20 protein-coding genes and 1 pseudogene are annotated in these 20,640 nt (G+C 68.7%); 17 read left to right on the top strand and 4 right to left on the bottom strand.

The features are described 5' to 3' along the window. Positions 1-11 precede the first annotated feature (11 nt). The 5 genes from JT689_RS03300 to mce all read left to right on the top strand — a co-directional run bounded on the left by JT689_RS03300 (position 12) and on the right by mce (position 5,348). On the top strand, positions 12-1,196 hold the full coding sequence (locus tag JT689_RS03300) for an outer membrane lipoprotein carrier protein LolA (protein ID WP_205251513.1): 1,185 nt from the start codon (positions 12-14) through the stop codon (positions 1,194-1,196). 68 nt (positions 1,197-1,264) lie between these two features. Then, positions 1,265-1,834, top strand: coding sequence for a GNAT family N-acetyltransferase (locus JT689_RS03295; RefSeq protein ID WP_205251512.1), 570 nt, complete (start codon positions 1,265-1,267; stop codon positions 1,832-1,834). Positions 1,835-2,230: 396 nt separating this feature from the next. After that, entirely contained in the window at positions 2,231-3,916 is a 1,686-nt protein-coding gene (locus tag JT689_RS03290; RefSeq protein ID WP_205251511.1) for a methylmalonyl-CoA mutase family protein, read from the top strand. Between the two features lie 53 nt (positions 3,917-3,969). Further along, positions 3,970-4,920, top strand: coding sequence for an oxidoreductase (locus JT689_RS03285; RefSeq protein ID WP_205251510.1), 951 nt, complete (start codon positions 3,970-3,972; stop codon positions 4,918-4,920). A 38-nt stretch (positions 4,921-4,958) separates the two neighbouring features. Beyond that, positions 4,959-5,348, top strand: a complete 390-nt coding sequence (gene mce / locus JT689_RS03280) for a methylmalonyl-CoA epimerase (protein ID WP_205251509.1) — start codon at positions 4,959-4,961, stop codon at positions 5,346-5,348. A 131-nt stretch (positions 5,349-5,479) separates the two neighbouring features. On the opposite strand, the pseudogene JT689_RS12360 reads toward mce, so the two are convergent. Both JT689_RS12360 and JT689_RS03270 read right to left on the bottom strand, forming a co-directional pair. Then, positions 5,480-5,587, bottom strand: a pseudogene (locus tag JT689_RS12360) (NUDIX domain-containing protein); the annotation flags it as partial. A 191-nt stretch (positions 5,588-5,778) separates the two neighbouring features. Continuing rightward, entirely contained in the window at positions 5,779-6,423 is a 645-nt protein-coding gene (locus JT689_RS03270; RefSeq protein ID WP_205251508.1) for an FAD-binding oxidoreductase, read from the bottom strand. Positions 6,424-6,671: 248 nt separating this feature from the next. Here JT689_RS03270 and JT689_RS03265 point away from each other — a divergent pair, with 248 nt between their 5' ends. From JT689_RS03265 to JT689_RS03210, 12 genes are all read left to right on the top strand, one after another. Continuing rightward, positions 6,672-8,420, top strand: a complete 1,749-nt coding sequence (locus JT689_RS03265; RefSeq protein WP_010902308.1) for a 2-oxoacid:acceptor oxidoreductase subunit alpha — start codon at positions 6,672-6,674, stop codon at positions 8,418-8,420. After that, on the top strand, positions 8,417-9,286 hold the full coding sequence (locus JT689_RS03260; RefSeq protein ID WP_010902307.1) for a 2-oxoacid:ferredoxin oxidoreductase subunit beta: 870 nt from the start codon (positions 8,417-8,419) through the stop codon (positions 9,284-9,286). Before JT689_RS03265 ends, JT689_RS03260 begins: the two co-directional genes overlap by 4 nt. Positions 9,287-9,701: 415 nt before the next feature. Continuing rightward, on the top strand, positions 9,702-10,118 hold the full coding sequence (locus JT689_RS03255; protein WP_010902306.1) for a DUF2178 domain-containing protein: 417 nt from the start codon (positions 9,702-9,704) through the stop codon (positions 10,116-10,118). After that, on the top strand, positions 10,115-10,315 hold the full coding sequence (locus JT689_RS03250; RefSeq protein WP_010902305.1) for a helix-turn-helix transcriptional regulator: 201 nt from the start codon (positions 10,115-10,117) through the stop codon (positions 10,313-10,315). The genes JT689_RS03255 and JT689_RS03250 overlap by 4 nt, the downstream gene beginning before the upstream one ends. Before the next feature lie 158 nt (positions 10,316-10,473). After that, positions 10,474-11,232 carry an ABC transporter ATP-binding protein gene (locus tag JT689_RS03245; protein ID WP_205251507.1) on the top strand — a complete coding sequence of 253 codons (759 nt, stop codon included), beginning with the start codon at positions 10,474-10,476 and terminating at the stop codon, positions 11,230-11,232. Next, positions 11,204-12,886: a hypothetical protein gene (locus JT689_RS03240; protein WP_205251506.1), complete on the top strand. Its 1,683-nt coding sequence runs from the start codon at positions 11,204-11,206 to the stop codon at positions 12,884-12,886. The genes JT689_RS03245 and JT689_RS03240 overlap by 29 nt, the downstream gene beginning before the upstream one ends. Positions 12,887-13,079: 193 nt before the next feature. Beyond that, positions 13,080-14,312 carry a digeranylgeranylglycerophospholipid reductase gene (locus JT689_RS03235; protein ID WP_205251505.1) on the top strand — a complete coding sequence of 411 codons (1,233 nt, stop codon included), beginning with the start codon at positions 13,080-13,082 and terminating at the stop codon, positions 14,310-14,312. Between the two features lie 63 nt (positions 14,313-14,375). Beyond that, positions 14,376-15,203 carry an aldo/keto reductase gene (locus JT689_RS03230; protein ID WP_012289160.1) on the top strand — a complete coding sequence of 276 codons (828 nt, stop codon included), beginning with the start codon at positions 14,376-14,378 and terminating at the stop codon, positions 15,201-15,203. Between the two features lie 148 nt (positions 15,204-15,351). After that, positions 15,352-16,203: an ABC transporter permease gene (locus tag JT689_RS03225; protein WP_205251504.1), complete on the top strand. Its 852-nt coding sequence runs from the start codon at positions 15,352-15,354 to the stop codon at positions 16,201-16,203. Then, entirely contained in the window at positions 16,200-17,090 is an 891-nt protein-coding gene (locus JT689_RS03220; RefSeq protein WP_205251503.1) for an ABC transporter ATP-binding protein, read from the top strand. The genes JT689_RS03225 and JT689_RS03220 overlap by 4 nt, the downstream gene beginning before the upstream one ends. Then, the gene (locus JT689_RS03215) at positions 17,083-17,700 is read left to right on the top strand and encodes a hypothetical protein (RefSeq protein ID WP_205251502.1); all 618 of its coding nucleotides are present in this window, start codon (positions 17,083-17,085) and stop codon (positions 17,698-17,700) included. The genes JT689_RS03220 and JT689_RS03215 overlap by 8 nt, the downstream gene beginning before the upstream one ends. A gap of 1 nt (position 17,701) precedes the next feature. After that, complete coding sequence (locus JT689_RS03210; protein WP_010902297.1) at positions 17,702-17,986, top strand: transcriptional regulator; 285 nt, start codon at positions 17,702-17,704, stop codon at positions 17,984-17,986. Positions 17,987-18,022: 36 nt separating this feature from the next. Here JT689_RS03210 and aspS read toward each other — a convergent pair whose 3' ends face one another. Together aspS and JT689_RS03200 are read right to left on the bottom strand one after the other, a co-directional pair. Next, the gene (gene aspS / locus JT689_RS03205; RefSeq protein ID WP_010902296.1) at positions 18,023-19,333 is read right to left on the bottom strand and encodes an aspartate--tRNA(Asn) ligase; all 1,311 of its coding nucleotides are present in this window, start codon (positions 19,331-19,333) and stop codon (positions 18,023-18,025) included. A 326-nt stretch (positions 19,334-19,659) separates the two neighbouring features. Next, the gene (locus JT689_RS03200) at positions 19,660-20,631 is read right to left on the bottom strand and encodes a phosphoadenosine phosphosulfate reductase family protein (RefSeq protein ID WP_205251501.1); all 972 of its coding nucleotides are present in this window, start codon (positions 20,629-20,631) and stop codon (positions 19,660-19,662) included. Positions 20,632-20,640: the final 9 nt, after the last annotated feature.

Genomic DNA, 20,640 nt, shown 5'->3' with positions numbered 1-20,640 from the left:
GAAACCACGCTATGTTTGAGGGGCGACAGCGGACACGCCTGCTGGTCGGTGGGCTCGTCGCCGTTGCCGTTCTCGCCGGCGGCGCCGTGATCGGGATGACTGTCTTGGGCGGGACGCAGTCGGGTGCCGGCTCACCGCGGATCGGCGCGAACGCCAGCGGGGCGTACGCCGGGATCGACGGCGTCAACGCGACCCGCGAGAAGGTCGTTCACCGGGGCTCGGAGACGTATCGGTCCGTCGCCAGGGTGTCCCTGCGGCCGGGCACCGATCAGCGCCGGATCACGATCCGGGAGACGACCAGCCGCCGCCACGAGACGATCGTGGAAAACGACTCCGTGATGACGATGTACGACCGTGACACCGGGGTCGTGCGGCGGTTCGAGCCGGCCGGGACGACAGACCCCCGGACGTTCGGGGATCGCGTCGAGCGGTTGTTCGAGCGAGTGAACGTCACCGCCAGGACCGCATCGGCGACAGCCGACGGCGTCTCGCCGCTGCCGGTCGTTCCCGTGGACACGGCCCGCCGAGCCACCGGCGCCAGTCACACGGCCACACTGAGGCTCACCTACGACGGGACGACCACAGTCAGCGGCCGGTCGGTCTACGTGTTGCGGCTGAGCGCCACGGGTGACGTGGGGGCTGCGTTCGAACAGACGCTGTGGGTCGACACGGAGCGGTTCTTCCCGGTGCAGCGACAGACCTCCTGGGTTGCCAACGGCGAGCCCGTGACGGCCAGAACGACCTACAGCCACATCACCTTCGACCCGGGGGTCACCGACGACACGTTCACGTTCTCTGCGCCACCGAACACCACAGCGAAGACGTACGACACGCCCAACCGGACGGTGTACCCGTCCGCACAGCGGCTGGCGGCGGCGACCGAGGCGAGCGTCCCCGAGCCGACGACGCCGGGGTCGCTGCGGCTGGTTGCGGCGACCGAGACGACGGGCCGCATCCACGGCGTGGGCCTGCGGTACGCCAACGACACCGCGAGCGTCACGGTCGCGAAATACGACCGCACGTATCCGGTCACCGGTGACCGCGAGATCCGGGTCGCCGGACGGAACGCCGCGGTGGCTGTCGGGCCGACGACGAGCATCTCGTGGAACTGCGCGACCTATCGGTACACCGTCCGGGGGAGTGGCGTGTCACTGGAGACGCTGCGGGAGGTCGCTGCGTCGACGGCCTGCGGGTAGCCGACCGCGGGGTGTCGCTTGGGACCCCCCAGCAAACGCTTTTGACGTGTGGCACACAACTGCGTGGTATGCACACGCGGGACGCCAAAAACCACGAGGAGGTGTGGTTGCTCGACCGGCTCGACGACTACGGCTTCGAGGACCCGGCGTTCCGATCCCGGGACTACGTGCTGGCGGTCGACGAGGCGACGAACGAGCGTGCGGGGTTCGCGCGCTTCCGCGTGCACACACCGGACGACACCGCGCGGGTCTGTGAGTTCACGAACATCGGCGTGCTCGACGACTGGCGGGGGCGAGGCGTGGGGGCCCATCTGCTCGCATACCTCGTCGCGGACGCCCGCGAGCAGGGGATCGAGGAGGCGTACGCGCTGACCGACGAGCCGGCGTACCTCGACCAGTTCGGCTTCGAGCGCGTCGACGAAGCCGAGCTACCGCCGCCGCTGGGCGACCGGCTGGCCGCGACCCGGGAGTCCCAGCCCGACGCCGAGGCGCTGTGTGTGGCGTTCGACGCGTTCGAGGTGCCCGAGCGGCTCCAGCGGCGCTTCGCCGGCGACGACGGCAGCGAGGACGCCGACGCAGGCGAGGACTTCGGCATCGACTCCGACACCGCGACGTACAAGTACGACACCGGCGGGTGACGGCGGCACAGCCCACAAGAGACGCCCCAGCACGCTGCGACCGCCGGGACGTGACCGACTCGCCGGGCTCGCGTGCTTTCCCGTGGCGCTCCAGTTCACTATCGCCGGCGTGTTCGACGGCAGCAGCTTCCCCGCCGTGCTCGTTGGCCGGCCGCCGACCCGGAGTTTCGCGGCTGACCCGCCGGGGGGCGACCGCGACGGCTACCGCGAGGGCGTCTACGACGCGGTCGCCGAGCAGGTCGCGCGCCGGTCGTGCTGGGCCTCGACTGGGGGCACACCAACCCCGTCGCGCCGCTCCCGCTCGGTCGCGAAGTCACTGTCGACCCCGGAGCGCAGCGGGTCGTCGCCCGGGAGGAACGTACAAGGATTAAGACGGCGTCCGCCGTCCGTCCGGGTATGTACGACGAGGACGACCTCGCGGCGATTCGGGACGGCCGCGAGGACTGGGAAGAGGAGACGATGGGGCCGACGCTGGACCGCTTCGGGGAGCGCAAGGAGTCCTTCGAGACGGACACGGGCGGCCAGTCCGTCGACCGGCTGTACACGCCCGACGACGTCGCCGACCGCGACTACGACGCGGACATCGGGTTCCCCGGCGAGGAGCCCTACACGCGGGGCGTCTACCCGACGATGTACCGCGGGCGGCTGTGGACGATGCGCCAGTACGCCGGCATGGGGACCGCGGCCGAAACCAACGAGCGGTTCAACTACCTGCTCGACGAGGGCCAGACGGGGCTGTCGATGGCCTTCGATCTGCCCACCCAGATGGGGTACGATTCGGACGCCACGATGGCGCAGGGTGAAGTCGGGAAATCCGGCGTCGCCATCGACACGCTGGCGGACATGGAGACCGTCTTCGACGGCATTCCGCTGGACGAAGTCAGTACGTCGATGACGATCAACGCGCCCGCCAGCGTCCTGCTGGCGATGTATATCGCGGTGGGCGACCAGCAGGGCGTCGACCGCGAGGAGCTGCGGGGCACCATCCAGAACGACATCCTCAAGGAGTACATCGCGCGCAACACCTACATCTTCCCGCCGGAGCCGTCGATGCGGGTCATCACGGACATCTTCGAGTTCTGCGCCGCGGAGACCCCGAAGTTCAACACCATCTCGATTTCGGGCTACCACATCCGCGAGGCCGGCGCGACAGCCGCCCAGGAGATCGCGTTCACGCTCGGCGACGGCATCGAATACGTCCAGACCGCCCTCGACGCCGGCCTCGACGTCGACGAGTTCGCGCCCCAGCTCTCGTTTTTCTTCAACGCGCACAACAACATCCTCGAAGAGGTCGCGAAGTTCCGGGCGGCCCGCCGGATGTGGGCGACGATCATGGAGGAGCGCTTCGACGCCGACGACCCCAAGAGCAAGCAGCTGAAGTTCCACACGCAGACGGCGGGCTCGACGCTGACCGCCCAGCAGATCGACAACAACATCGTGCGGGTCGCCTACCAGGCGCTGGCCGCAGTACTGGGGGGAACCCAGAGCCTGCACACGAACGGGAAAGACGAGGCGCTGTCGATCCCCACCGAGGAGTCGGTGCGGACCGCGCTGCGCACCCAGCAGATCCTCGCCCACGAGTCCGGCGCGGCGGACACCATCGACCCGCTGGCGGGCAGCTACTACGTCGAAGGACTCACCGACGACATCGAGGCCGAAGCCCAGGCGATCCTGGACGAGGTCGACAGTCGGGGTGGGATGCGGCGCGCCGTCGAAGACCAGTGGGTCCAACGCCAGATCCAGGACGTGGCGTTCGACCGCCAGCAGGAGATCGAGGAGAAAGAGCGCGTCATCGTCGGTGTCAACGAGTTCGAGGTCGACGACGAGGAGCCCGAGGCCGACATCGAGGAGGTCACTGCGGACGACGAGCGCCGCCAGATCGAGCACCTGAACGACGTGAAAGCCGACCGGGACAGCGAGGCCGTCGAAGCCGCGCTCGCGGACCTGCGGGCGGCCGCCGCGGGCGACGAGAACGTGATGCCGTATATCGTGGCCGCGGTCAAGGCGTACGCCAGCGTGGGCGAGATCTGCAACACGCTGCGGGACGTGTTCGGCGAACACCAGCCCGGGGCAGCCCTCTGAGGACGCCGCCACCACCACCGTGAGTTTTCCCGCTGGCCGCCGACCGTGGCGGTATGAGCAGCGATGACGCGTGGACGGCGGCAGCGCTCCCCGATCAGTCCGGCCGGCGGGTGGTGGTGACGGGCGCGAACAGCGGCCTCGGCTTCGAGGCCACGCGGGCGTTCGCTCGGGCTGGCGCGCACGTCGTCATGGCGTGCCGGAGCACCGAACGCGGCGAGGACGCCCGCGACGACATCGTGGCAGAGCTCCCGGGTGCGTCGCTGACAGTGCACGAGCTCGATCTCGCAGCGCTTGATTCGGTGGCGGCGTTCGCCGACTGGTTCACCGCGGAGTTCGACAGCCTGCACGTGCTCGCGAACAACGCCGGGGTGATGGCGATCCCGCGCTCGGAGACCGCCGACGGCTTCGAGACGCAGTTCGGCGTCAACCACTTGGGGCACGTCGCGCTCACCGCCGGGTTGCTGGGCGTGCTCCGGCGGACCAGCGGCGAGACGCGCGTCGTCACGCAGTCGTCGGGCGCACACCGGCGCGGCCGGATCGACTTCGAGGACCTCCAGCACGAGGCCGAGTACGGCAAGTGGGAGGCCTACAGCCAGTCGAAGCTCGCGAACCTCCTGTTCGCGTACGAACTCGACCGGCGGCTGCGGGCGGCGTCGGCGAGCGTGACGAGCGTTGCCTGCCATCCGGGGTACGCCGCGACGAACCTCCAACTCCGCGGTCCGCAGGCGGCGGGGTCGCGGCTGCGGCTGCTCGCGATGCGGGCCGCGAACGCGCTCGTCGGCCAGAGCGCCGAGCAGGGCGCGTGGCCGCTGCTGTACGCCGCAACCAACCCGGGCATCGACGGCGGTGAGTACATCGGCCCCGGCGGCGTCCTGAACATGCGCGGCCACCCCGAGCGCCAGCAGCCGAGCGCCCGGTCGCGTGACGAGGACACCGCGCGCCGCCTCTGGACGGTCTCCGCGGACCGCACCGGCGTCGACTTCGACCTGCCGGACCCCGCGTAGTCGGTGGCTTGATGAGCGCCCGCGGGCCACCTGCGAGTATGCACGTGGACCACGTCGGCGTCGCCACCGAGGACGCCGCGGGCCTGGGCGAACTGTACACGGCGCTGCTGGGCGCGCCGGTCGCGCACGAGGAGGTCTTCGACGGACTGCACACGGTTTTCCTCGATCTCGGGGGGGACGGCTACGTCGAACTCCTCGAACCCGTCGACGAGGACACGACCGTCGGCCGGTATCTGCAGCGCACCGGCGGCGGCATCCATCACGTCGCGTTCGCCACCGACGATATCGAGGCCGCGCTGGAGACCGCCCGCGACGCGGGCGTCGACCGCATCGACGAGGAGCCGCGGGCCGGGGCCTGGGGCCACGACGTGGCCTTCCTACACCCCAAGGACACCGGCGGCGCGCTCATCGAGTTCGTCGAGCACTGACCGGTCAGTGCTCGCTCACTGCGTCCCGCTGCGGGACATCGGGGTCGGTGACGAATCCGGCGGCGCTTGGCCTGCCAGACGCCCGTGAGCTCGCACTCGACGCCGGCCTCCTCCCAGACTTCCCGGACCGCCGTCTCCGCGAACGTCTCCCCGGGTTCGTGGCCGCCACCCGGGAGCACCCACTTCTCGGGGTCCCCAGGATGTCGAATGAGCAGGACGCGGCCGTCGGTGTCGGTCACGCGTGCGCCCGCACTGCCGCGACCACCGGCCGCGACGAGTTCGCGCCCGTGTGCGAACAGCGCCGGGTCGTTCTCGACAGTCTCGGTGTGGCACGGGAACGGGCCGTGGGCGTCGCGGAGGCGGTCGAGTCGCTGGTCGACCGCGTGCCGACTCCTGACGCTGATTGGTGTCGACACGGCAGCCCCTCGGTTCACGGCTCGGGGCCGAAGCTCTCGACTTTCGCGGCGTCGGTGTCGAAGCCTTCTGCCTCCAGCGCGTCGGTAGCGGCACCGCAGAACGCCGCAAAGCCGTAGACGAACGCGGCCTGATCGGACGCGTCCGCCAGCGTCGCGACGGCGTCCTCGAACGCGTCGGTGACGACGAGCACGTCCGCGCCCGCGTCCGAGAGCGCGGCGAGCCGGGGTTCGTGGACGGGGGCCTCGTCCTGATAGACGAGCGCGACCTCGGCACCGGCGTCCATCGCTCGCTCGGCGATGGCGACGGCGGGGCCGACGCCCGGACCGCCCGCGAGCAGCAACACGGAGGGCTCGCCCTGGTAGTAGTCCTCGCCGAACGGGCCTTCGACAGTGACCTCGTCGCCGGGGTCGCGGCCCGCGAGCCACGGGCCGAGCACGCCGTCGGGAGCCACGTCGACGGTCACTTCGAAGGTGTCGGCCACGGTCGGCGATGACAGCGTGTAGTATCGCCCCTCCGTTTCGCCGTCCTCGAACTCGCGGACGACGCGCACGAACTGTCCGGGTTCGGCGGTGAACCCTGCCGGGGTTTCGAACGTGACTGCGATGGCGTCCGGGCCGACGTCGTCGACCGCCTGCACTGTGACCGGGGTTTCGTCCATACGTGTGTCTGGTGGGCCACTCACCTAACCCGTTCGTTTCGGGACACCGACAGTCGGCCGCCAGATGTCACACCAGCAACTTCCGGGGTTCACGGTTCGGCGTCACACACCACGTGGTCGTACACGCCTGTGGGACCCGAGCACACGTACGTCCAGTTTCGCGATGCGTGCCAGCGGGTCCGTTGCATTCCAGCCGGGAGACGCCTTCAGAAGCCTTTTTGCTGGCGGCCCGGGTAGCCCGTAACGACATGCACGACGACCTGAACTGGGCCATCGGCGGGGAGGCCGGCGATGGAATCGCGTCCACCGGCAAGATCTTTGCGCAGGCGCTGTCGCGCGCCGGCCGGCACGTGTTCACCTCGAAGGACTTCGCATCACGCATCCGAGGTGGGTACACTGCCTACAAGGTCCGTACGTCGGTCGACCAAGTACAGAGTGTAGTCGACCGCCTCGACATCCTCATCGCGCTCACCGAACGCACCGTCGACGAGAACCTCGATGAGCTGCACGCGGACTCCATCATCATCTACGACGGCGACCGCACCGAGTTCGCCGACTTCGAATCCCCCGCGGAAGTCACCGGGCTCGACATCCCGCTGAAGGACCTCGCCGAGGACGCCGGCGGCGCGATCATGCGGAACATCGTCGCCCTGGGCGCGGTCTGCGCGGTCGCGGACTTCCCCATCGAGAACCTCGACGAATCCCTCGAAAAGCGGTTCAGCGGGAAGGGCGAACAGATCATCGAGAACAACAAGCAGGCGGCCCGCCTGGGTGCCGAGTACGTCGCCGAGGAGTTCGAGGACGTCACGCTCCCCTACGAGCTGGAGACCACCGACGAGGACTACGTCCTCCTGAACGGCGACGAGGCGATCGGCATGGGCGCCATCGCGGCCGGCTGCCGGTTCTACGCCGGCTACCCCATCACCCCGGCGACGGACGTCATGGAGTACCTCACGGGCCGCATCGAGCAGTTCGGCGGCCACGTCGTCCAGGCCGAGGACGAACTCGCGGCGATCAACCTCGCGCTGGGTGCGGCGCGCGCCGGCGCGCGATCGATGACCGCGACCTCCGGGCCGGGCATCGACCTGATGAGCGAGACGTTCGGCCTGGTCGCCACCAGTGAGACGCCGCTGGTGATCGCGAACGTGATGCGGTCGGGCCCCTCGACGGGGATGCCGACCAAGCAAGAACAGGGCGACCTGAACATGATGCTGAAAGGCGGCCACGGCGAGATCCCGCGGTTTGTCGTCGCGCCCACGTCGGTCGCGGAGTGCTTCCACAAGACCGTCGAGGCGTTCAACCTCGCGGAGAAATACCAGCTCCCCGTCTACGTCACCGCGGACCTCTCGATGGCGGTCACCGAGCGCACGTATCCGCCCGAGGAGTTCGACATGGACGCGGTCGAGATCGAGCGCGGGAAGCTCGTCGACGAGGACGAGATCTCCGCGTGGCAAAACGACACCGAGCAGTTCCGACCCCACGCCGACACCGCCGACGGCATCAGCCCGCGCGCCGTGCCGGGCACCGAGGGCGGCGTCCACATGTCCACGGGCCTGGAGCACGACGAACTCGGTCGCCGCACCGAAGACACGGACGTGCGCGTCGACCAGGTCGACAAACGCTACCGGAAAGTCGACACCGCCCGCGAGCGCGAGCAGTTCGACTACCGCGAGTTCGGCGACAGCGACGCCGACAACCTCGTGGTCTCGTGGGGATCGAACGAGGGCACCATCGTCGAAGCCCTGGAGTACCTCGACGGCGACGACGACCCCGACATCCGCGTGGTGTCGGTGCCGTACATCTACCCGCGGCCCGACCTCACCGACGAGGTCGAAGCCGCCGACGACGTCGTCGTTGTCGAAGCCAACGCCACCGGCCAGTTCGCCGACGTGATCGAGCACGACGTGCTCGAGCGCGTCACACGCATCAACAACTACACCGGCGTCGACTTCAAAGCGGACGAACTCGCCGCCGAAATCACGGAGTCCCTCGCATGAGCTCAGAGAACGTTCGATTCACCGACTTCAAGTCAGACAAGCAGCCGACGTGGTGTCCGGGATGCGGTGACTTCGGCACCATGAACGGCATGATGAAAGCGCTCGCGGAAACCGGCAACAGCCCCGACGACACGTTCGTCGTCGCGGGCATCGGGTGCTCGGGGAAGATCGGCACGTACATGCGGTCGTACGCGCTCCACGGCGTGCACGGACGCGCGCTCCCCGTCGGCACCGGCGTGAAGCTCGCGAACCCGGACCTCGAAGTGATGGTGGCGGGCGGCGACGGCGACGGCTACTCGATCGGTGCCGGCCACTTCATCCACGCCGTCCGGCGGAACGTCGACATCACGTACGTCGTGATGGACAACCGCATCTACGGGCTGACCAAGGGCCAGGCGTCCCCGACCAGCCGGTCGGACTTCGAGACGTCGACCTCGCCGGACGGCCCGAAGCAGCCGCCGGTGAACCCGCTGGCACTGGCGATGGCTGCGGGCGGCAGCTTCATCGCACAGAGCTTCTCCTCGGACGCGCTGCGTCACCAGGAGATCGTCCAGGAGGCCATCGAACACGACGGGTTCAGCCTCGTCAACACGTTCTCCCCGTGTGTCACGTTCAACGACGTCGACACCTACGACTACTTCCGGGACAGCCTCGTGGACCTCAGCGAGGACGACGACTACGACCGCCACGACTACGACCAGGCCAAAGACGCCATCCTCGACGCCGGCAAGGAGTACCTCGGCGTGCTCTACCAGGACGAGGACTCGACGCCGTACAGCGAGGCCCACGGCGTCACCGAGAACATGGCCGAACTCCCGGACGGCGCGCCCGACGGCGCCACCGATCTCGTCCGCGAGTTCTACTAGTCCCGATTTACTTCGCCGGATCGCCTCCGGCGACCTCTCCTCGCGAAACTGCGATAAACACTCCCTGCTCGCTCCGTCCCGCCGCTCGTGGTGGCCGGTGCGCTCATCCCGTTCGCGCGCCGATGCTTCGCCGACCGGCTCCCACGTCTCAGTGCGTCAGCGGGACTTCCAGACCGGCCAGTAGCGGGCTTGGAGCGCGTTCCGGAGGCTGTGGATCGGGTCGAGGCCGGCATCCGGACCATCGGCTGGTTCGAAGTGTTCGGCGAGGTGTCCGGGGTGGCGTCACCGGCCGCTGTCGGTCGTCGACCGGTCGCACGTGCAGAGATCCACCGTGCAGGCACGAGGGCTGCCAGGGGCCCGCTGAGAGGAAACCTACAAGCCACCCGGGAGTAAAGCACGCGTTACGATCGTGTCCATGAGCGACCGCGGGTCGACCGGGACGGGGCGACTGGCGAAGGTCCGGCGGTACCGGCGGCTGATGTACGCGTGCATCGGCGTCGGCGTCGGCGGGTTCATCGTTGCCGCGGAGTTCGACTACCCGCTGGCCGGGCTCGTGGTGTACTGGGCGGGCATCCTCGGCTCCCTCGCAGTCTGGAAGGGGACCTCCGTCACGCTGTACGACGAGCGCGACCTCGACCTGGAGCGCCGGGCGAGCCTGCTCACACTCCAGATTGCGGGCGTCGTGGGTCTACTGGCGATGACCACGCACGTCGTCGTTGACCAGATGCCGTCGGTGGACGTGCCCGAGGAGTTCGTCGGTGGCTTCCTCACCATCTCGGCCCTGTTCATCGTCTACGGCGTCGTCTACACCGCCATTCGCTACCGACGATGAGAAACCACGTGCGCGAACGCCGCGGCGAGGCCGACCTGAGTCAGGCCGACCTCGCGGCCGCCGTCGGGGTCACTCGGCAGACCATCAACGCCATCGAGCGCGACCGCTACGACCCCAGCATCGAACTCGCGTTCAAGCTCGCGGACTTCTTCGACTGCCGGATCGAGGACCTCTTCGACCCCGAACTCGACGGGTAGCGAAGGCGGCAGCGCTGCTCGGTGTTCTGTTCGGACCGCCGACAGCTTTACCTTGGAGTGTAAAACATACTTTCCTGTAAACCTCGCTTTACACGCGAGTCGAGTCAATCCATGTCCCCCACTGGCCTCGACACCACGACACCGACTGGAGACCGCCGATGACCGACCTCGCCATCCGCGCAGACGGCCTGACGAAGCGTTACGGCGACGAAGCTGCGGTCGACGACCTCGACCTCGCCGTGCCCGCGGGCAGCGTCTACGGCTTCCTCGGACCGAACGGTGCCGGGAAGACGACGACAATGCGCCTGCTCACCTCCCTCACCGATCCCACCGCGGGGACCGCCGAGGTCGCCGGCGTTCCAGTCACCGACCGGGCGGCGCTCACCCCGCGAATCGGTTACCTACCCGCCGATCCACCGGTCTTCGACGAGCTGACGGGCTGGGAGCAGCTCCGGCACGTCGCCCGACTCCACGGGCTCGACGACGGCGAGGCGGACACCCGCATCGAGTCGCTGCTGGAGCGGTTCGACCTGCTCGCGGACGCCGACCGCCGCATCGAGTCGTACTCCACAGGCATGACGAAGAAGATCGGCGTGGTCGCCGCGATGCTCCACGACCCGGACGTCCTGTTCCTCGACGAACCCACGTCGGGGCTGGACCCCCGGGCCGCCCGCACCGTCAGGGACACCGTCGCGGACCTCGCGGCGGGGGACGCGACTGTCCTTCTCTCCACGCACGTCCTCCCCGTCGTCGACGAACTCGCGGACACCATCGGCGTCATCGACGACGGCGTCCTCGTCGCCGACGGTGACCCAGAGAACCTCAAATCGACCGCCCGCGAGGGCAGCGCGACCGACCTGGAGACCGTCTTCATGGAGGTGACTGCGGATGCCGACGCCCCGCTCCCGGATTCGTGAAGCCGTCCCCGACGCCGAGGCCGCAGTCGAGTTGGCGCGCGTCGACCTCGTGCGGGGCTACCGGAAGCTGCGCGGCCAGGACTTCTGGCTGCTGTACGGCGCGCTCTCGGCCGTCGGCTTCGCGCTCATCACGGTGTACGCGTACTCGCTCGGCCACGACACCGGCGTCGCGCTGGCGGCCGGTGAGACGCCGTGGTTCGCGGCCGGCGGTGCGGCGACCGCCTGGAGCGTCGCCTGGCTGTTCACGGTCGCGATGCTCGTCGTCGAGGCTGTCGGTTCGAACGGCGACCTCGACAACGACGGCCACTACCTCACGCTCCGCCCGACCGCCGACATCACCGCCGGGAAGCTCGCGAGCGCCGCTGTCAAGCTCGCCGGGTTCATGCTCTTCCCGGCACTCGGGCTGGCCCTCGGGCTGAGCCTGGGACTGGGAACGCCGGTCCCCGTCCTCGGCGTCGTCGCCGCGGCGACAGTCACCGTCACGTCGGCGGCAGCCACCGGCTACCCCGTCGGCTTCCTGCTGAAGGGCGTCGTCCGCCGGTCGAACGTCCTCACGCAACTGAAGCCGGTGCTCGGAGTGGGTATCGGCCTCGGGTACTTCGCTGTGATGCTCACCGGGGAGTTCACGACCGCCATCGACGCCCTGCGACCCGTGCTCCGCGCGCCCCCGCTCTGCTGGCTCGGCGACCTCTCGCTGGCGACAACGCCCGGCGTGACTCCCGGCGCCACCGGTGTCGCTGGGGCGTTCGCCCTCGGTGTCGTCGTCGCAGGCGCCGGCGTCCTTCTCGCGGTGCCGGCCGCCCGGTACGCCTGGCGCGCCGACGGGATGGCGTCGACCGAGAGTGACGGCGAACCCACGACTGCGCCCGACCACGCGGTCGACAGACTGCTCGGCGTGCTGACGCGCGCGCCTGCGACCCACGGCGTCGCGAGCACGGCACTGTTGCAGATCTACCGGTCGCCGCTCCGGCTGGTTTTCGTCGCCTTCCCGTTGGTGGGGGCGATCCCGGTCGGCGAGCAGGTCCTCGCCGGCGGCACCGTGCCGCGGTACGCGCCCTGGCTGGCCGTCTGGTATGGTGCGTGGGCGGGCGGCGCGGCGCTCCCCCTCAACCCCCTCGGGAATCAGGGCAGGTCGCTGCCGTCGCTGCTGACGGCGCGCGCCGGCGGCCGGCACGTCGTCCGCGGCTACGTCGCGGCGACCGGCGTTGTCGCTGTCCCTGTCAGCGGGGCTGTGGCCGGCCTGCTCGCCGGCGCCGCAGGCTACTCGTTGGGCGGCGTACTGGGCGTCGTGGTCGCAGCCGGCAGCGCTGTGCTGGCCGCATCCGTGCTCGCAGCCGGGGTCGGCAGCGTCTTTCCCCGCTTCGAGGGCGTCGACCTCGCCGGGTCCCGCCGCGCCGTGCCACCCAGCAAGGTCGCGTACGGCGTGTTCTCCGCGACACTCACGGCGGCCGTCGTCGCGGTCACCGTCGTCCGGAGCGACGTCCTCCACGATGCAGTCACCGTGCTCGTCTCGCGGACGCTGCCGTTTGGTTGGCGTGTGAGCGCGGGCACCGTCGAAACGGGGGCCTTCGTCGCGCTGGCGGCGGTCGCTGTTGCGCTTCCGGTGGCCTACCGGGTGGCAGTGGCCCGGCTCGGGGGCTACCGGCTGGCCTGACCGAGCGCGCACGAGCCGGTGTCGGGGAGTCCCACCCCTTTGCGGGCGTCAGGAACGTTCCCGCGTGTTTTTAGTCCCCGGCGTGGTTCAGAGTGAACAACTAGCCGTGCGCGGGCCGGTGGTCGTGACTGGCTGCTGACAGCACCCGGTTCAGGGCGACTGACTCGCGTCACCCTTCGGCGTGATCGATCCTATGTCAGACATGCACGACGTTATTGTCGCCGGTGCCGGCCCAGCAGGAGCACAGTGCGCGCGCGACCTCGCGGAGCGGGGCTACGACGTGGTCGTCCTCGAAGCCGAACCCGAGGACGAGTTCCCCCGCCAGTCGAACAAGTCCACTGCGGGCACGTTCGCGTCCATGATGGGCGCGTTCGGCGTGCCCGACGACGTGGTCATGCAGTACACCGACGACGTTGTGTTGGAATCCCCCCACGAGTATTTCGTCCAGGATCAGCCCGGCGCGGTCCTGGAGTTCGCGGAGTTCAAACAGTGGCTGGTCGCCGCCGGCGAACAGCAGGGTGCCGAGTACCGGTTCGAGGCGCGCGTGAACAACCCGATCACGGAAGGCGGGGAGATTGTCGGCGTGAAGTACGACGGCGACGAGGAGGTGTACGGCGACATCATCATCGACGCAACCGGGCCGGCGGCGCCGCTCGCGAAGAAACTCGGCGTGACGGACCTCCGGCGCAGCAACCAGGCCATCGGCATCGAGTGGGAGATGGAGAACGTCGCCGTCGACCACGAGGGGTACGCCGACCTGAGCGACGCGATGATGCTGCGCCTGGATCACGACCTCGCGCCCGGCGGCTACTCGTGGATCTTCCACACGGGCGCTGACACCGCAAAAGTCGGCATCTGTTACATCCAAAACGAGAGCTACCAGCGGTTCGGTGACGCCTCGAAGAGCATCGACGACCACCTCGACTACTGGATGGAGACCGATCCGCGCCTCGCCGACGCCACGAAACTGGCGGGCAAACAGCACCGCGGGTCGGCGCACATCCAGTTGCCGGCGAACTTCTCGACGGACAACTTCATGGCCATCGGGGACACCGTGCCGACGGTCGACCCGCTGTGGGGGGAGGGGATCCACAAGTGCATGGAGTCGGCGCGCGCGGCCGCGATCACCGCCGATCGGTGTTTCATGGGCGACGACCGCGATACGTCCGCGGACGCGCTGTCGATCTACGACGACCTCTGGCACAAGCGTGTCGCGCCGAACGCGCGGATGCGGCTGACCATGACCCAGCTGCTGTATCTCGCGTCCAACGAGCGCTACGACCGCCTCATGAGCGACCTGCAGACGGCCGACGTCGGGACGCTGTCCGGCGCGAACGAGGGCGGGCTGCGGTCGCTGCTCGAGTTCGTGCACACCGAAGACGTCCCCCTGCTCGCGCGGTTCGCCCGCGACCGGCTGCGCGCGTGAGGACACGCCGGCGTTCTCGCCGCATCCACAACCGCTAACCACCTACCCGTTGTTGCTATGCGTATGGCACAGGACACACAGCAGCGCGCGGCGGTCGTCGAGGAGATGCCCGAGTTCGGACTGGGAACCTGGGAGAACGAGGATCCCAGTGCGTGCGCGGACAGCGTACGAACCGCCCTCGAAATGGGGTATCGGCACATCGACACGGCACAGATCTACGAGAACGAGGACGCCGTCGGCGACGGCATCGCGGCCGCCGACGTCGACCGCGAGGACGTCTTCCTCGCGACGAAGGTGTGGACGAGCGAGCTCGGTGACGGCGACGTTGCGCCCGCGACCGAACAGAGCCTGGAGAAGCTCGGCGTCGACTACGTCGACCTCCTGTACGTGCACTGGCCGGCAAACCAGTACGACGCCACGGAGACGCTGGCTGCGCTGGCCGACCTGCAGGCCGACGGCGTGACCGAGCGCATCGGCGTGAGCAACTTCGAGCCCCGGCATCTCGACGAAGCCGAAGACGTCCTGGGCGAGTTGCCGTTCGCCAACCAGGTGGAGTTCCACCCGCTCCTCCAACAGGAGGAGCTGCGCGAGTACGCCGACGGCGAGGACATCGAGCTGGTGGCGTACTCGCCGCTGGCCCGCGGTGAGGTCTTCGACGTGCCCGAGATCCAGGCCGTCGCGGAGAAGCACGGCGTCAGCGAGGCGCAGGTGAGCCTGGCGTGGGTGCGCCGGAAGGGCGTCACCGCCATCCCGAAGGCGACCGGCGAGGACCACATCGCCGACAACTGGGCGAGCCTCGATCTCGAACTCGACGACGAGGACGTCGCGAAGATCGACGGCATCGACCGCCGCGAGCGACAGGTCGACCCGGAGTTCGGGCCCTGGAACTGAGCCGACCGTAGCGCCGACCCACCACACGCAGTATTTCTCGACGAGTCCCCGAATCGAACCGACACCGCAGCCCCGCGAGCCGCGACTTTGCGCTGCAAAGTGGGTTTGTAGTGCAAAGTTATTTGTAAGTCGGTGTCAGTGACGTAGTATGAGCATCGAGACACGTGGCGGCCCGCCCCTGGGCCGGCTCCTCGAACAGACCACGGCGTTCGCCGTGCGAACCCTCCAGACGCTCCGCCGGAACAGCGCTGTCGCCTTCTGGGCGGTGGCGTTCCCCGCGATGTTCTACCTGCTGTCCGTGTCCCTTTTCATCGACACCGGAGGGATGCCGGCCGAGGTCGTGAGCGCGGTCAAAGCCACGCACGCCGTCTCGTACGGGGCCTTCGCGGCCCTCACCGTGTTCCTGAGCACGTTCTCCCAGTCGCTCGTCGCGGACGTCGAACGCGGCCGATACCGCCAGTTCCGAGCACTCCCCGTGTCGCCGGCAGCGGACTTCCTCGGACGGTTCGCGGCCGCCTACCTGTTCGCCGTCGCCGCCGTCCTCGCTGTGCTGGGCGTCGGTGCCGCCACGGGAGCGGCGTTCACGCTCCGGTCGGCCGCCTCGATCCCCGTGGCCCTGCTCGGGCTGCTGGCGCTCGGCCTGTTCGCCGCCAGCATCGCCGTCGTCCTCGTCGCCGTCGTCCCGGACGCGAAGTTCGCGAGCATCGTCGCCGTCAGCGTCGTCATGCTCGCCTTCTTCCTCACCGGCTACAACGGCATCCAGCCCGGGATGCTCGCCGGCGCTGCCGACTTCGTGAACGTCGTCCCGAACGCGCTGGCCACCCGGCTGGCCGTCCACCACCTCGTCGCCGCCGGCGGGTGGACGCAAGCCGGACTGGCACCGCCCGGCGCGCCGACGAGCATGGGTCACGTCGCGCTGCTCGCGGGCTACGCAGTGGCCGGACTCGCGCTCGCCGTCGCCGCCACCCGCCGCTCGCTCTACGGGGGTGCGGTCCGGTGAGCGTCGACCGGCCAGCCGTCGAGGCGCGGAACGTCCACAAGGCCTACGGCGAGGACGGCGTCCTCGACGGCATCGACCTCACCGTCGCTGAGAACGAAGTGCTGCTGTTGATGGGGCCCAACGGCACCGGGAAGACGGTGTTGCTGTCGTGTCTCGCCGGTGGCACCGAGCCGTCGGAGGGCTCCGTGTCGGTGTTCGGGACGCCCGTCAGCGAAGACGGCGGCCGGACCCTCTCGCTGCTGCTGCAGGGCGGCGCGAGCGTCGACACGCTCTCTGGCCGCGAGACGGCCGCGTTCTACTCCCGGCTTCACCCCGAGTTCACGGACCGCTGGCGGACGTACGTCGACGACCTCGGTATCGACGGCGACCTCGACAAACGCATCAAGTACTACTCGGAGGGCATGAAACGCAAGCTCGAACTCTCGCTGGCGCTGTCCGTCGACGCGCCGCTGTACCTCCTCGACGAACCGACGGCGGGCGTCGACCTCTCGATGGTGCAGTCGTTTCACCGCGTCATCCGCGACCGCGTCGCGGACGGCGGGACCGTCGTCGCCACGAGCCACCGGCCCGTCGACGCCGACCTCGCCGACCGCGTCGCGTTCGTGAACGGGGGCGGCGTGCTCGCCGTCGACACCCCCGAGGCGCTGTTGGACGGCGTCCCGACCGTCGTGCGAGTGGTCGGCCAGGCAACCGCCGGCGACGCCCTCGCCCCGCACGTCGTCGGCGACCCGTTCTACCACGGCGACGAACGCCGCGGATTCCTCCGCGAGCACGCGACCCTCGCGGACATCCGCGAGCACGCCGGCGACGCCACCGTCGAGACCGTGGAGCCGAGCTACACCGACGCGTTCAACTACTACGTCCACGCAGCCGCCGACAATGAGTGAGGACGTCGACCCCCGGGCACTCCAGCAGGACCTCGACCGCATCAAGGACGCGATGGGGATCGCCGAGCGCTACGAGAGCGCACCCGAACAGTGGCTGCTGTTCAGCGTCCTCGTGGCGGCCGGGAGCGCCGTCTCCCAGGTCCTCCTCTTCGCGCGGGCAGCCGGGTTCTGGTACCCCGTCGTCTGGGTCGGGCTGTTCGGTGCCGGCTCCCTCGTGCTCTCCCGGCGGTACGACTACGCCTTCGGGCCGGGCCACAGCGAGCCGAACGTCGGCTTCCAGATTCTCGTCGTCTACTTCGGGTCGTTCGCCGCGCTGTCCGCCGTCGACCCGTTCCTCCCGGAGCTCGGCTACCTGGCGGACAACGCGCTCACGCTCGGACTCGTCGCCGTGATGCTCGGGCTCGGCTACCTCGTCGCCGGCGAGACGCTGAAGGCCTACCGCATCCGTGCACGGGACCGCTACGTGCTACACGGGGGTGGCCTCCTCCTGGTCGCCCTGGGCGTCGCCATCCCGACCGTCGACGTCCTGCACACGTGGAGCTACGCCGCCTTCGGCGCATCGTACGTTGTTTACGCCGCAGCCTCCTACCTCGTGTTGACCCGAACGTAGGATGGACCTCGACAAGCTCGTCCACCAGCCGACCCGGCTCGAACTGTTCGCGTACCTCTACCGGCACGGCGAGTCCAGTTTCGGCGACCTCACCGACGAACTGGACCTGACGGAGGGGAACCTCTCCAGTCACCTCCAGCGCATGGAGGACGCCGACGCCGTCGAGGTCCGCAAGGAGTTCGTGGACAAGCGACCGCACACGACGGCGGTGCTCACCGAGGACGGCGAGGCGATGTTCGAGGACCACGTCCAGACGCTGCAGGGACTCATCGACGGCCTGGAATAACGGAACACGAGGCGTTCGACGGGCTGTCCGAACCGCCTACGGTTCGAGGCGGTCGGGGTCCCGCGGGAAGAGGATCGCTTCCTTGATGTTGTCGAGGCCGGCGAGCTGCTGGATGAGCCGGTCGATGCCCAGCCCGTAGCCGCCGTGGGGCGGGACGCCGTAGCGGAACGCGTCGAGGTAGAACTCGAAGTTCTCCGGCTCGACGCCCTGCTCGCGCATCTTCGCCGTCAGGCGCTCGATGTCGTGCTCACGCTGCCCGCCGGAGGACAGCTCCTGGCCGCGGTACAGCAGGTCGAACTTCCGGGAGGCGACGTCGTCGCCGTCGACGTCCTGGCGGTAGTAGAACTTCTCGTCCGGGTAGCCGACGACGAACACGGCGGGGTGGCCCTGCTCCTCGAAGTACTCCCCGAGCAGGCGCTCGCCTTTCGTGTCGAGGTCGTTGTCGTCCTCGGGGACGTGGTCGTACTCGTCGGCGAGGATCTCGCGGGCTTCCTCGAACGTGATGCGCGGGAAGTCCGCCTCGGGGACCGAGAGGTCCGAGCCGAGTTCGTCGAGTTCGCGCTGGGCGTGCTCGACGACGTGTCGGATGGTGTGGCGCAGGGACTCCTCCTGGACGTCCATCACGTCGTGGTGGTCCTCGACGTAGCCGAGCTCCACGTCGAACATGGCGATCTCGGAGACGTGCCGGGAGGTCCCGAAGTCCTCGGCGCGGAACGCGTGGCCGACCTCGAACAGTCGGTCGACGCCCGAGGCAACGAGGATCTGCTTGTAGAGCTGTGGGCTCTGGGAGAGATAGGCCTCCTTGTCGTAGTAGACGACCGGGAAGAGGTCCGCGCCGCCCTCAGCGCCCGCCGTCGAGAGTTCGGGTGTGTCGACCTCCTCGAAGCGGTTGTCGTAGAACCAGTCGGTCATCGCGCCCATCGCCTTCGAGCGCAGGGAGAACACCGCCTTCGTCGAGGGCTTGCGCACGTCGAGGTGGCGCTCGTCCAGCCGCGTCGAGAGGTCGGCGTCGACGTCCTTCGAGATCTCGATGGACGGCACGTCGGTGGCTTCGCTAACGACGGTGAGCTCGGTGGGCGCGAGTTCGACGCCACCAGGGGCCTGGTCGCTGGCCTCAAGCGTGCCGGTGACCTGCACCACGTCCTCGCTGGAGAGGCCTTCGGCCGTCTCGAAGAGGTCGGGGGTGTCGTCTTCTTTCGCGACGACCTGCAGGCGGCCGGTGGCGTCCCGCACGATGACGAAGAGGATGCCGCCGAGGTCGCGGAGTTCGTGGACGTGGCCGGCGATGGTGGTGTCTTCGCCGTCGTCGTCGGGCGTTACGTCTTCGATGTAGGTTCGTTCGAGCATTGGTGGAGTTGTGGATGGCTGGTTGGCGGCGCGTTGCGACGGCGTCCGGGCAGTCGGGAGAATGGGTGGTGGCCTGCTCACGCAGGCGCATTGCCGCCGGCGACACCCCGACCACGGTCACGGCGGGCGTCGCGCGATCCGACCGGTGTGCGTGTCGCCGTCATCGTCGCTGTTGCCGAGTCGTGCGTCCACGTACGTATGATTTGCGAACCTGCGCAGCGCAGCCGTGGTGCAGCGTCCGCGCGGTTCACTGTGAGGGGCTTGTGGCGCGTTCTGCGCGTCGGAGTCCTGGCGTGGGGAAGCCCGCCAACGTGAACCGGGCGGACTTACATGTAGCCGAGATCGCGCAGGCGCTCCATCAGGTCCTCTTTGTCCTGGGCGCGGCCGGCGCGCTCGGTGGTGTTTTCGAGGTCCTGGAGCCACGCGGGTTCCTCGGCGGCCTTGTCCGTGGAGACCTCACTCCCCAGCGAACGGAAACCCTTGAAGTACTTGGGGGAGACGGGGATGTCCTCGTGGGTGAGGTCGTTGGGGAGGTCGTCGAAGTCCTGGGGGACGTAGCCGTCGTCCGGGAAGTCCGCGACCGTCTCGGGGACGACGTAATACCAGAAGGCGTCCCAGACGGCGGCTTCGTCGAACTGGAGGATGGGTTGGATGCGGTCGTGGGGCGGGTAGACGTCGGGATCGTGGCGCGGGCTGAAGAACGTCTCGTCGGCGCGGGCGTCCTGTTCGTCCCAGCGGATGCCCGAGAGGATGCCGTCGACGTCGTGCTCCTCGAGGGCGTTGTTGAGCGCGACGGTCTTCAGGAGGTGGTTGCCGACGTAGGTGTCGAGCAGGAACGGGAACGAGTCCTCCTCGTATTCGAGGAGGTCCCGGACGTGGTGTCGGTTCTGGTCGTCGAGTTCGCTGATCGGGATGTCGTCGCCGGGTTCGAGGTCGTTGGCGGTGACGTAGTCGCCGACGTCCTCGTTGCGGGCGTAGACGACGTCGAGGTCCCATTCGTCGGCCCAGTGGTCGACGAAGTCGTGGAGTTCGTCGAAGTGCTGGAAGTGATCGATGAAAATGGTTTCGGGGACATCGAGGTCGAACTGGTCGGCGACCTCCTTGACGAAGTACAGCGTGAGCGTCGAGTCCTTACCACCGGTCCACATGATGGCGGGGTTGTCGTAGGATTCGAGGCCGTCACGGGTGACCTCGATGGCCTTCTCGATTTTCGCGTCCAGCGTCGAGTAGTCAGCGGGGCTCTCACCGTCACCGTCGTGGTAGTCGACGTCGAGGTAGTCCGGGAAGTCCTCGCTCATGGCTTCGGG

This window comes from Halobacterium sp. GSL-19 (assembly GCF_016917855.1).
In the GTDB taxonomy this organism is placed as follows: domain Archaea; phylum Halobacteriota; class Halobacteria; order Halobacteriales; family Halobacteriaceae; genus Halobacterium; species Halobacterium salinarum.
The sequence above is the reverse complement of the archived record's forward strand: the minus strand, read 5'-3'. Positions and strand labels throughout refer to the sequence as shown.